Origin of the sequence: Anoxybacillus sp. B2M1, from assembly GCF_001634265.1 — a bacterium.
Lineage (GTDB): Bacteria > Bacillota > Bacilli > Bacillales > Anoxybacillaceae > Anoxybacteroides > Anoxybacteroides rupiense.
The window spans coordinates 2080123-2092872 of the sequence record NZ_CP015435.1 but is presented as its reverse complement, the minus strand read 5'-3'; the positions used below and the strand labels follow the sequence as shown (position 1 = coordinate 2092872).

Below are 12750 nucleotides of genomic sequence, written 5' to 3'. Positions count from 1 at the left end.
TCGATCTGCCGCAAAAGGAGATGAGATGATTGAACGAGGGATGGAATTTTGATAATAGCTACGCGCGCTTGCCCAATCGTTTCTTCAACAAGCTTCTTCCGACTCCTGTTGGTTCTCCGGAGCTGGTTATACTGAATCGCCCATTAGCTGTTTCGCTCGGATTAAATGATGAAGCGCTTGCAAGTGAGGAAGGAGTCGCCGTACTTGCCGGAAACCAGGTTCCAGAGGGAGCGGAGCCTCTCGCGCAAGCCTATGCGGGGCATCAATTCGGCTATTTTACGATGTTAGGGGACGGAAGAGCGATTTTGCTTGGGGAGCAAATCACGCCTCAGGGCGAACGATTGGATATTCAGCTCAAAGGTTCAGGGCGGACACCATATTCCCGTGGCGGGGATGGGCGTGCGGCGCTTGGCCCCATGCTTAGAGAGTATATCATTAGCGAGGCGATGCATGCCCTTGGCATCCCGACTACGCGCAGCTTAGCCGTTGTGACAACGGGTGAGACCATTTTTCGCGAGACCGAATTACCGGGAGCGATTTTAACCCGGGTTGCTTCGAGCCATTTGCGCGTCGGAACGTTTCAATATGCGGCCAATTGGGGAACGGTTGAAGAGCTTCGAACGTTGGCTGACTATGCACTGGAACGGCACTTTCCGAACTTTGAGACGGCGCCTAACCGTTATCTGTTCTTGCTTGAGGAAGTCATCAAGCGTCAGGCCGAGCTGATTGCCAAGTGGCAATTAGTCGGTTTTGTGCATGGGGTGATGAATACGGACAATATGACGATCAGCGGCGAGACGATAGATTATGGCCCTTGTGCCTTTATGGACACCTATGACTTAGCAACGGTGTTTAGCTCGATTGATACGCAAGGCCGTTATGCATACGGCCACCAGCCATATATCGGCGGCTGGAATTTAGCAAGGCTGGCGGAGAGTTTATTGCCGTTATTGCATGAGGAGGAGGAACAGGCCGTCGAGTCGGCTGAAGCGGCGCTTTCGGCATTTCCTAACCTGTATCAGCAGCATTGGCTCACGGGAATGCGGGCGAAGCTTGGCCTGTACACAGAGGAGGAGCAAGACGCCGCTCTTATGACCGAGCTATTGCAGCTGATGCAAACACATCAGGCGGATTACACGAATACATTTCGATCATTGACACTGGGGCAGCTTGAAGGAATGCCGCTATTTTGCGCAAAAGAATTTCGCGCTTGGCATGAGAAGAGGCAAGCAAGGCTTAAAAGACAGCCGCACGCAAAAGAAGAAGTATATGAGTTAATGCGCAACAGCAACCCGGCGATCATTCCGCGCAATCATCGGGTTGAAGAAGCATTAGAAGCGGCGGTTGAGCATGGGGACTACAGCGTAATGGAGCGGCTGCTTCATGCTCTTTCCGATCCTTATGCTTATTCTTCGGAACAAAATGAGTATGCCCAACTGCCTCCGCCGTCCGATCGCCCTTATCGGACGTTTTGTGGGACGTAATGGAAAACCTTCAATAAGCAAGTGGTTGATGAGAGATCGGTTTCGAGCTCTCATTTTTTGTTAAAGTGATCATTCATTCCCTCAGTTTATTACTTTTTGGCCCGTTTTTTATGCGTAACGATTTTTATATGTCTTTTTTTAAGAATATATCGTATAATATGATATAAAAGGAGGGGGGATGTTGAATGTCATTGGATGACATGATTGAAGCGATGAATGAACAATGGACAAATATTTATTATTTACTGCACTACGTTCACGAAGAGCCGCTTACTCATCAAGCGGTTCGATTGCTTCAGTACATTGAAAAAAATGGGGAAGCGACGATCGGAGACTTGGCGGAACATCTCCATATATCTCATAATACCGCTTCCGAGCATACAAAAAGGCTGATTCAAAAAGGGTTTGTAACAAAACAAAGAAGCAGTAGAGACGAACGAAAAGTGTTTGTGGCTTTAACGGAAGAAGGGAGACGCGTGCTGTATCGGCATACTCGGCTTGATCGAGACAAACTAAGAAAAGTATTAGAGAATTTTAGTTCATCCGACTTAGAAATGATACGGAAGGCTTTTTCGATGTTGAGTGAGGAGGCAGAAAAATGTTTTCGTTAGTGAAAATTGTGATTTCTGCCATCATGATCGGGATTGTAACGGAAGTGGCGAGAAGATTCCCTACATTTGGCGGAGCTATAGCAGCACTGCCGTTAGTCAGTTTATTAAGCTTATGCTGGCTTTATGTTCAAGGTGAACCAACAAAGCGTTTAAGTGAGTTTGCGTTCGGTGTTTTATGGGGGCTTCCAGCGACTGCTTGTTTATTATTAATAGTCGCTTTATCCTTGAGAGCTTCATTTCCACTGGCTTTGTCCATTGGATTAGGAGTAGCGGCCTGGAGCCTCTTTTTAGCGATTCAAAAGCTAATGGCCCATTCCTAGCGCAGTGCTGGTGGTTAGGTTTTAATCTTATGCTGAATGAAGCCTTTTCTTTCAAGAAGTCTGTGATTACAAGTGATAAAGAAGAAATAAAAAAGCAATAACCGTCCCCCTGTTAAAAAGGGGGCGGTTATTGTTCTGTCAAGGTCTGGAATCTTAAAGCAAAGCTATTTCCTCCATTTCCACTCCGCTAAGAGGTGGGAGAGGTATCCTATCATTGGTAGTCCATCTATCCTGTCATTCCTTGAGTGAATCAACCGCAAAGCAACATTCCCACTACAGAGAAAAGCTTGGCCGTTCAACATTTGTCACTTTATATGATTTTTTCGCTGGTCGAGTGCCTAAACAACACTCCGACTTGCATGGGGACGTGTTGTTCAGGCCTTTGCCACACGCCTACATGAAGAAGGAAGTGTATGCCTATTTTTGACCTGACCTTCGAAACCGTCTGCTGCTATTCTATCCAGAGATGCTCCGTTGATCTAGTCTGGCGAATCCTCCGTTATGACTAGGCGTAGGGAGAACCGCTAAGGGAGGAAGAGTCATGCCATTTTTGGAACCAGTACATGAGAATAGCGACGGCTTGAAGAATCAAAAATCTTGAGAAGCCGTTGATATTGTGGTAATCCATAATCCCTAGATATTCGTACCATTTCATGAGACCGACGGCATAGATGATGTCCATCACCGCATTGACAAGCATGTAAAGCCAAAAGTTTCCGAAAGTAAAATATAAAACAATGATGGGAGCAACCACATAGAAACTATAAATCATCGGTGTCAGATGAGTGAGAGGAAAAACGGTCTCTTTGACAGTCCACCAATGGAGCCTTTCACCCAATTGAAAAATGACCGTCATGATTAACGCACAAAGAAAGCCGGTTGCCATAAATCGTTTAATTTTTTGTTTATGAAAAAATAGCAGCAGAAACCAAGGAAAAATAAACGAAATCCAAAGAAGGGTTTGATTGAACATATATTTTTGCTCCTCTTTTCAAAAGGTATCTATATTAGGATTTTGGACAAGTTTTATTTATTTTATAAATCCATTCGACAAAAATAGAGAAAAGTTTTTATTCTCATCAGGTAGTATGTCCATAAGTTTCTATTTATGGTGTCAGATAAAATTGATTCACTTGTTGTCATTGGGTTATATAAATATGAATGAACGATATCTGTAAAAATCCATGGTCGGAAACAAGGTGGTGTTGTTCGGGGACCCACCCGTCGCAATGTCTATATCTTTATAAAGCTTGAAGGATTGGTTTTTATTAAGTTTTCGCATAAATTGCACAAGAGAGGATGAAACTGTTAGTAAAAAGAAAAAAGGATGAATAGAGTGTTGGGATTAATTGTTGCCGCTCTTTTGTTTAATTGTGCGGCTTTTATGACAAATAAACGCTTGACAAAAAATCAAATCATACACATTTGGACTTTTACGATTGCGCTTCAGAATATTGTCGATTTGTATTTAAGCACCAAATACGAAGCGTATTGGTATTTTACAAAAGAGATTAAATGGGAGTCATTTCCTGCAAGAGTAGTGCTGATCCCAGCTGTCAATATGCTCTTCTTAAGCTGGTATCCTTTTAGAGATTCGTTATCCAAACGCGTTGTTTGTTTTATAAGTTTTTGGATTCTGATCGTTTTATACGAAGCGTGTGCTTTATTGCCGGAACCGTGGGGCTATTTGCGTTACGGCTGGTGGGATTTAACCTATTCTGCATTGAGCTATCCTTTTTTGCTCATACTGATTTTAAAATATTATCAATGGATATGCAGAGTGGAAAGCTACAAACCATAAAGAATATAAGAAAGAATGCAGAATAAATGGTAGGAGTGGTTTTGATTGTGGATTCTTTATTTTTCCATTATTGTATTTAATCTTATTGCGATTATGATGAAAAAGAAATTAATGCGCATTGAATATTATAGCTGCATTTTATTTGCATTGTTTACTTCAGAGATCGTCGACCGATTTGCTGAAAAATATGATCTGTATGGTTTTTTCTATCCTTTTATGATCGAAGCCAAAACGTTATTGGTTTTATTCGGAATATATCCTGCAGCTTCCATGCTCATTATTAACTGGTATCCTTACGATGGAACGTGGAAGAAAAAAAGCTTATATCTGTTGGGCTGGAGCATTTTTTCCACTTTTTATGAATGGTTGGCGGTACGTGTCGGTTTTTTATATCATCATCATTGGAATTTATGGTATTCAGCGATCTCCTATCCTTTTTTATATGGAATGCTTATTCTTCAAGTTTCTTTCTTCCGCAGGCTAAGCAAAGCTGACATGATCTCACCAAAATCATGATATACATATTGAAGACTCGTAGCGCTAGAGAAAATGGCCCCATTTATTGTCCTCGTTCTATATACCTGATGAATAAACGGTATCTGCTAAAGCTCGCGGTCGGAAAACAAGTCACTGACTTGTCTTTCGACCGGCGAAAGCGGATGATCAACGCTCGCACATATGGGATCAAAGGTTGAGGGGGCAAGTGATATCGATCATCATGCTCTATCATGCCATAGGGTATATTGGAGATCAAATAAATGATCTTTTGGCAACTGGAGACAAATCACTGGAAGAGTTTTTGTCACGCGTTTACACGCTACAGAAGCTCAAAGCAACGCTGCTTTCAGAGCTATCTATAGCTCAGGAAACGGTTTATGATTCGATCCAGTGATTGGACGAAAAACGATACGATATCCTAAAAATATTCCATTTCACAAGTGTTAATAATCCGTTATTTTACTAAAAACATGGAATGAATGAGCTAGACGCCAGCGTTCTTGTTCGAGGAGGGCATGCAATCTAGCTTGCCGACTACAGCAGAAAAGCGGGGAATCAAGCAATGTCAATGGGGGGGGATTGGATCATCAACACACCTGATTCCATTTATTTAATTTATAGGAAGGAGGTAGAGAGAATTCTGCAAAGTGTGATTTTCATTTTTCTGTTGTTGATGAAATTTTTAGTTATGGGCCTCTATATGGGATCTATTTTTCCGAAAACTGGATTGTTTTTTACATCGTGATAAAAATCTGTATCATAAATGAAAGCAATTTGAAACCTTATGAAAATGTAAGTCTGCTAGAATACTGTGGACGGAAAGAGAATGATGCGTGTTGATGATCAGACTGCTAGAATCGCAAAGGAAACCGATGAAGTTAGGAAAGAGTAAAAAAGAAAAGGTATTTCACTTTTTTCATCTAATATATTAAATAGATATGGGAAAATGACGATAACAGAGAATCAAAGATTCTATTCTGTTCGATAAAATTTTGCTGGCGTAGCAACAAATACTGATTGGATCATTCGTATTCCGTAAGCTTTTTGTTATCACCTATATCTTGGTGAACATTCGGCTATTGGTATTCGATCAAAGGAATACAAGCGCCATTATATTGCCGTATATTTTCAATATATGATGTGATCGGGAGCCTAAGCATATAAATGGTTGTCATCGTTCATCATCATGCCTCACATGAAGAGGATATCGTCTATAAGAATGATAGACAATGAAATATAGAGATCGGGGGATAAGAATGATGTTGGAGAATCAACTGATCAAAAAAACATTTTATGAAACATTTATGACGCCGGGAGAGAAGGATCCCGTTCATTTACTTGGAGAGGCATTTCTTGAAGGATATAAAGACGGTACAGCTGATATCTCGGCCATTCGTTTTGCCCAAGGAGAGGTATATTTTCACAAAAAGGATTATGAAGCGGCGATTTTTAAATGGGAAAATACCCACAACGACTTAGAGCCGTGGGCGAAGAAAAACATTGCTGATTGTTATTATGAGCTTGGACAGCTGTCGATGGCTGAAGAGATTTATAAATCTATTGAAGCAGAAAGCGCCGTTTTGCAAGCAGAGGTGTTGCTGCAGCTGTTTTCCTTGTATATCGATCAAGGCGATATGGAGAAAGCGGATCAAATTATTAAACAAGCAGTAGCGTTTCATCCGGATTATGGAAATGTGACTGAAATGGCTCGTAGCTTTTTCGAAAAGCATCGAGATTGGAAAAGCGCAATCGAATTGGCGGCAAATGAGGCTATTCGGACAGAGTCGCAGCGTTGGTTTGATATGTTAATCGATTATGCAGAACGCGGCTATACAAAGCTTTTCGAGCCATCGTATTTTTTAAAGTGCTTAGCTGTATTGTATGAATTGGATCAAGGAAGATTTGAACAGCTGGCGGAAGCGCTATGGACTCATTATCAAAATGATCGGGCCTATTTTTCATGGCTTCAGGAATTTAATGAGTTATTCTTTCATTTAGGAGCGAACCGCAAGCAATCGTGGAAAAGATTATCCGAACTGTATCAGGATACGTATTTTGAATTAATTAGCGGAGCTTACTTATTAAGAGATGTGGAGAATTTTATCCCTAATCTTTTAACAAACTGGATCAAAATCGCCAATCATTCCTATGTTTTGTTTGCTTCTGCGGCTGTGCTGGCATGGAGTGAGAAATTTCCGAACAGCTTAAATGACGAGATTGTCCGCGAGGCCGAAGATCTTATCTTTCAAGCGAAAAATGAATTTGACGGCTTAGAATATAGCCTTGAATTATTTAATTCCATTGTTAGATGGGCGGAGTCGCAGAAGGCAGACCGTGGCTACCGCTATAGATGGCTGATGCAGGAATTGATGGATTTGCAGACATACCGTGTTTTTGTAGCGGGAGCTTCAGGAAACGGCAAATCTGCGTTTGTCAATTCACTTCTTGGCGAAAATATTTTAACGGCTCCGACCTCTTCTATTATTGTCTTTAGAGGAGGAGAAGAAACGGAGATTCGAAAAGTATCAGATGATGAGTTAATTACTTTAAACTTTCACGAGTTTCAGGAAGCGATTGATAGACGACTGAACAAGCAAATGAACAGCTCCATTATGGAGTTTTCACTGCCAGCGCCTATTTTACAAGAGAATCGCCTGGCGCTTATTGATACACCTGGATTTAATCATCGAAGCCGACTGGAAGAAGCGGTAGAAAACTATTTGCACTTAGCGGATAGTGTTTTATTTGTATTGGATGTGAATGATCCGTTTACTGAAAATGAACAAGAAATTCTTATGTATATTCGGGAGTGCGCGCCGCATCTTCCTGTGCATTTTCTAGTAAACAAAATGGATGAAATTTATGATGAGCATGAAGCAGCTGCCATTTTAGAGGAGACACGCTCAAGGGTGCAGGCTTATTTTCCGAACGCAAAGGTATTGGCCTATTCCTCTTATTTAAGAAGCCGGAAGCAGCAGCATGAGATTCACGAATTTTTTCGAAGCCTGAACCATGGCGTTACAGAAGCGGACAGGGTCGAAAAGATGCTAATATTTACCCGACAGTTTATTCATCATTTATTGAGTAAATGGACGGAAATGGAGGAAAAATTAGCGGACTCCATTCGCTGGAATGAAGAGATGGTGGCAAAGCTAAGCGGTGCCATCAATCAGTTGGCGGATTTAAAAAATGAAAAAGTGCGGACGATTACAAGGACCTTCGATAAAGTATTAGCGGAAGTCAAGGAAGATTTAATGGAGAAGATTCCGGAGATTTTGCGCGGATGCTCTGAGATGATTCAAGAAGACAGCGATTTCCGCAGCATTCATTTAGAATTAAATGATGAAATGAATCGAAGAATCGACGCTCATGTACATGAACGCGTGTTGCCGAAGCTGTATCGTTTGTTGCAAGATTGGATTGACACAGCGAATGATGAGCTGAACGATTGCCAAGCGTTCCTCCATGAAATGGGCGAAGGATTTAATAAACTGTTTGGTGAAGAACGGCTTCAGCTGCTATGCGATTTTAGAGTGCTTGATGACTGGCAGCGTGATGCTGATCGAATGACGAGCAGTGTAGAGCTGGAAAAAGTGAATATTTTTCTGCGCCGTACCCCATATCAAATATTATTGAAGGGTGCCGGAAAATTGTTTGGAGTATTCCAGCAAAATAATCTCATGTTATATAATAGATATAAACAATTTGTTGAAAATGAGGATTATATCGATGTGACAGAATCCATTATCAAGCAGCTGCTTCTGCAGTTCGAGCTGTTTGAAAAAACGCTTGAGCGCGATATTTCTATTTTCTTCCGTAAATCGTTTGCAGCGCTCAATCAGACAGTGGATGAAATGAAAACAGAGATTTATAAAAAAGAAAAAGATTTAGAAAAGATGAAAACAAATCCAGAAATGTATCATGATCCGCTCACGTTATTTGCTGTCAAGCTGCGCCAGTATGAATGGATGGTCGTATCAGCAAACAGGGGCTTTTCAAGCGTAACCAAGTCGCGCTAAAACAACTGGATGATTGTGTCTGATTCCAATCGTCGATTCTCAGCAAGGGAATCGACGATTTATTATTTTAAACAAAATATTATATTTATACATTTTTATAGATAATACAATTGATTCTTTTTAATATTTTTGAGTTTAAGATAGCATTGTTCGCTGCCTAAACGTAAAAAACAATTCAAATTCCATGATGATGAAAAGAATGTGTCAAGTCGCATCCAGAATATACTGATTAAAGTATATTTTCTGAAATATTATTTTGACAGTGATAATAGAAAAGAGTATAATTTTTATATAATTTAAAAAATCTGAAAAAACTATTAATTCAGATTGATTTTTGTTGGAGATGGCAAAAAGAGAGGGTGTTCAGCCAAAAAACTAACGAATTAAAGGAGGGCTATTGGCATGGAAAATCGACAGCAATGGGGGACACGCGCTGGATTTATTTTAGCTGCTGCAGGATCTGCTATCGGATTGGGGAATATTTGGAGATTTCCAGCCGTTGCTTACGAAAATGGCGGCGGAGCGTTTTTTCTTCCCTATCTATTCGCTCTACTGACAGCAGGGATTCCTATTCTTGTTCTGGAGTTTACGATTGGTCATAAGTATCGCGGTTCTGCGCCTTTATCTTTTTTAAGAATCAACAAAAAGGCCGAATGGATTGGTTGGTGGCAAGTACTCATTTCTTTTGTTATTTCTACGTATTATGCAGTGATTATCGCTTGGGCGATATCTTATACTGTGTTTTCATTTAATTTAAAATGGGGAAGCGATACGGAGAAATTTTTATTTGGAGACTATTTGAAGATTGTGGAAACCCCAGGACAGTTTGGTGGAATTGTTCCAGGTGTTTTTATTCCATTAATTCTTGTTTGGGCGGTTACGCTTATCGTTTTATTTAATGGAGTTAAGAAGGGGATTGAAACAGCAAATAAGATTTTTCTTCCCACATTAGTCGTGTTATTTTTAATTATTGTCATTCGAGCAGTGACATTGGATGGAGCAGCAACAGGGCTAAATACATTTTTTAAGCCAAACTGGGACCGGATCTTAGAAGGAAAAGTTTGGATCGCTGCTTACAGCCAAATTTTCTTTAGCTTATCTATTGCATTTGCCATTATGATTACTTATTCAAGCTATCTTCCAAAGAAGTCAGATTTGACAAACAATGCTTTTATCACAGGATTTGCCAACTCCAGCTTTGAGTTGCTGGCAGGAATCGGAGTCTTTAGTGTGTTGGGCTTCTTAGCACAGCAGCAAGGAAAAACTGTGGAAGAGGTCGTTTCTGGCGGCGTCGGTCTGGCGTTTGTTGTCTTCCCGCAAATTATCAATGAGTTTCCGGCATTTAATCAGTTTTTTGGCGTTCTATTCTTTTTATCATTAACATTAGCAGGATTAACTTCGCTGATTTCGATTTCAGAAACGTATGTGGCAGGAATTCAAGAAAAGTTTGGCGTTTCCCGTCATAAAGCAGTAGCGATAGGCGGGGGCTTGGCCGCTATTTTGTCAATTTTGTTTGCTTCTAAAGGCGGGCTTTATTTCCTTGATACAGTTGACTACTTTATTAATACTTTCGGGGTTGCCTTAGCAGGATTGGTTGAGGTCATTTTCATTGCATGGATTGTGCGTGAACTGAATCATTTGCAAACGCATGCTAACAATATTTCAGATATTATGTTAGGAGCTTGGTGGAAAATTTGCTTAAGTGTCATTACACCGCTTGTGCTAGGCTACATGATGTTTGATAATATTCGAACGAACATTGCGGAAAACTATGGCGGTTATGAAACTTGGTTTGTGACAGTGTTTGGTTGGATTGTTGCGGCTCTGGTCGTACTTGTTGGATGGATGTTTTCAGCAAAACGGTGGCCTGCAGGGGCAATATCTAAAGTAGACTAGGGAGGAGGTTTCAATACATGGAAACAAGTGCCATAGTCATGATGATCGTGGGAATTGTAGTGATTTGGGGAGGACTTGCAGCAAGCATTACGCATGCTGTAAAAAAAGCAAGAGAAAGTAAAGCTTGAAACGTCATTATATATGTTTTAAAGGACAGGGAGAAAAACGCTCTCTGTCCTTTTTGCTTTGTATAGAAGCGATCGCGGACAGCAAAAGCTTTAGATAAGGAAGAGATTATTTCTATGGATGTATATCGTTGAGTAGATCGAAAATGGCTCGTTATCTTTTGTTTCTTTTGTATTCGGAATGATATAAATCATCTACCCTTTTAGCGGAATACCATTGTCCCAAAAACAGGGAAAGAAACATAAACACGGCTCCAACAGCTAACCCTGTCCGATAATAGCCTAAAAAGAACAATAAAAATGAACCGACAAGTGCTGAAATCATAATCACTAATAACCAATTTTTTATTTTTTCTTTAACGTCGGGCTTCATCCTTTTTCACCTCCGTTTTTTTCTTATCTTTCCCTTATGTATGCCGTACGTTTCAATGCTTGGCAAGGATTCATCTTCTATTCGTACGATTTGATGCTGGGGTGGTTCTGTATAAGGCCAAAAGATTCAATATTATTTTATCACAAGTGTTGATGAGCCATTCGCTTGCCGACTACGACAGAAAGGCTAGGAATCAAGCGATGTCAATGGGTTTTTACTGGATCATCAACCTCCTTGTTATTTTACATATAAATCCAGCTGCAATTCTAGCTACGGAGAAATCTATCATTTAGATAGATTAGCGTTCCGGTCATCAGCATAGGGCTTCTTTTTATTACCTTGAAATATTGAATCATGGAGGAAAAAGATAGAGGAATAGGAGAGGACAAGCGATCAAGAAGCAGGACTAAAACGCAAATGCTAGATTGTTGACAAACGACCTTCATATAAACATCTTTTGTTCCGTTTGCATCCTCACTCGGCTGTGGTGCTTATCTGTCAACCGTTTTGAAAGCATCAATAGACAAAGTCAGCATTGACTTTGTCTATAACTTATTCTCCTCATGCTCATCAGTGATGAACATGAGGAGAGTGCGCCTTTACTTATGGAGTCAGGGAAAACATGTGTTCATTTGTAGCGTTGATCAGCTTCTCTTTCATTTGACAAGTCATCATCAGGAAGAACGGTTTTTGCAATGGTCTGATCGAGAGCTTCAAAATCGTAATAATGAATGACATCATATAATTCTTTGCGTGATTGCATCTGGTCAAGCTCGTTTTTTTGCGTGCCGGTTGTTAAAATCGCTTCATATACTCGCTCATACGCTTTTGCAGCAACCCGAAGCGAAGTGACCGGATAAATGACCATAGAATAGCCGAGAGATGCAAATTCTTCAGCAGTATAATATGGAGTTTTTCCGAATTCTGTCATATTTGCGAGCAGCGGAATCGAGATGGCTTGTTTCATCTTAGCGAAATCGTCTTTGCTTGTTAATGCTTCTGGAAAAATGGCATCTGCGCCTGCTTCCGCATATCGGCGTGTCCGCTCAATCGTTTGCTCAATTCCTTCGACGGCATACGCATCGGTGCGAGCCACGACCACAAGTGAAGGGGCTACTTCCTTCAACACTTTAATTTTTTGTACCATCTCTTCTGGAGAAACGAGCTTCTTACCATTCAAATGGCCGCATTTTTTTGGCAGTTCCTGATCTTCGATTTGCACGGCAGCCACACGTGCTTCCACCATTTCTTTTGCTGTGCGTGCCGTGTTAAGAATGCCGCCAAACCCTGTATCAATATCCACTAGCAACGGCAAATTGGTCGCACGAACTAGCTCTCGTGCTCGCTGTGCCACTTCTTCTGAAGTAATAATGCCTAAATCAGGAAGCCCACGGCTGGCGGTAAACGCTGCTCCTGATAAATAAAGAGCTTGAAAGCCGACTTTTCTGGCAATAAGGGCCGCCATTCCGTCATGAGCGCCTGGAATTTGCAAAATTTCCGGGGCGTTCATTAAATAGCGAAATCGTTCGGCAAGTTCGTGTTGTGTTGATTCACGTTCGACAATCCAAACCAAAGGAGCTCCCTCCCTTTCCAATGAATTTTTCAAGGCATAAGCATTCATTT

Annotated in this window: 11 protein-coding genes; 8 read left to right on the top strand and 3 right to left on the bottom strand. The window is 40.9% G+C overall.

All coding sequences use genetic code 11. The features are described from left to right. The first annotated feature begins 29 nt into the window (after nucleotides 1-29). The 3 genes from GFC28_RS10175 to GFC28_RS10165 all read left to right on the top strand — a co-directional run bounded on the left by GFC28_RS10175 (nucleotide 30) and on the right by GFC28_RS10165 (nucleotide 2415). Complete coding sequence (locus GFC28_RS10175) at nucleotides 30-1484, top strand: protein adenylyltransferase SelO (protein WP_044741764.1); 1455 nt, start codon at nucleotides 30-32, stop codon at nucleotides 1482-1484. Nucleotides 1485-1669: 185 nt separating this feature from the next. Next, nucleotides 1670-2095, top strand: coding sequence for a MarR family winged helix-turn-helix transcriptional regulator (locus GFC28_RS10170; protein WP_044741763.1), 426 nt, complete (start codon nucleotides 1670-1672; stop codon nucleotides 2093-2095). After that, the gene (locus GFC28_RS10165; protein WP_044741762.1) at nucleotides 2083-2415 is read left to right on the top strand and encodes a DUF3147 family protein; all 333 of its coding nucleotides are present in this window, start codon (nucleotides 2083-2085) and stop codon (nucleotides 2413-2415) included. Before GFC28_RS10170 ends, GFC28_RS10165 begins: the two co-directional genes overlap by 13 nt. A 505-nt stretch (nucleotides 2416-2920) precedes the next feature. Here GFC28_RS10165 and GFC28_RS10160 read toward each other — a convergent pair. Beyond that, nucleotides 2921-3388 carry a hypothetical protein gene (locus tag GFC28_RS10160; protein ID WP_044741761.1) on the bottom strand — a complete coding sequence of 156 codons (468 nt, stop codon included), beginning with the start codon at nucleotides 3386-3388 and terminating at the stop codon, nucleotides 2921-2923. A gap of 354 nt (nucleotides 3389-3742) precedes the next feature. Here GFC28_RS10160 and GFC28_RS10155 point away from each other — a divergent pair, with 354 nt between their 5' ends. The 5 genes from GFC28_RS10155 to GFC28_RS18865 all read left to right on the top strand — a co-directional run bounded on the left by GFC28_RS10155 (nucleotide 3743) and on the right by GFC28_RS18865 (nucleotide 10757). Then, nucleotides 3743-4216, top strand: coding sequence for a hypothetical protein (locus GFC28_RS10155; protein ID WP_335340429.1), 474 nt, complete (start codon nucleotides 3743-3745; stop codon nucleotides 4214-4216). 45 nt (nucleotides 4217-4261) lie between these two features. After that, the gene (locus GFC28_RS10150; RefSeq protein WP_052660905.1) at nucleotides 4262-4732 is read left to right on the top strand and encodes a CBO0543 family protein; all 471 of its coding nucleotides are present in this window, start codon (nucleotides 4262-4264) and stop codon (nucleotides 4730-4732) included. 1238 nt (nucleotides 4733-5970) lie between these two features. Then, a complete protein-coding gene (locus tag GFC28_RS10135; RefSeq protein WP_044741758.1) occupies nucleotides 5971-8733 on the top strand; it encodes a dynamin family protein in 2763 nt (920 codons plus the stop codon). A 402-nt stretch (nucleotides 8734-9135) separates the two neighbouring features. Further along, nucleotides 9136-10629 (top strand): sodium-dependent transporter, encoded by a 1494-nt coding sequence (locus GFC28_RS10130; RefSeq protein WP_044741757.1) that lies wholly within the window; start codon nucleotides 9136-9138, stop codon nucleotides 10627-10629. Between the two features lie 17 nt (nucleotides 10630-10646). Continuing rightward, entirely contained in the window at nucleotides 10647-10757 is a 111-nt protein-coding gene (locus tag GFC28_RS18865) for a methionine/alanine import family NSS transporter small subunit (protein WP_082063435.1), read from the top strand. Between the two features lie 151 nt (nucleotides 10758-10908). On the opposite strand, the gene GFC28_RS10125 is transcribed toward GFC28_RS18865, so the two are convergent. Next, a complete protein-coding gene (locus tag GFC28_RS10125) occupies nucleotides 10909-11127 on the bottom strand; it encodes a hypothetical protein (protein ID WP_044741756.1) in 219 nt (72 codons plus the stop codon). 628 nt (nucleotides 11128-11755) lie between these two features. Beyond that, nucleotides 11756-12700: a methylisocitrate lyase gene (gene prpB / locus GFC28_RS10120; RefSeq protein WP_044741782.1), complete on the bottom strand. Its 945-nt coding sequence runs from the start codon at nucleotides 12698-12700 to the stop codon at nucleotides 11756-11758. Between the last annotated feature and the right edge of the window lie 50 nt (nucleotides 12701-12750).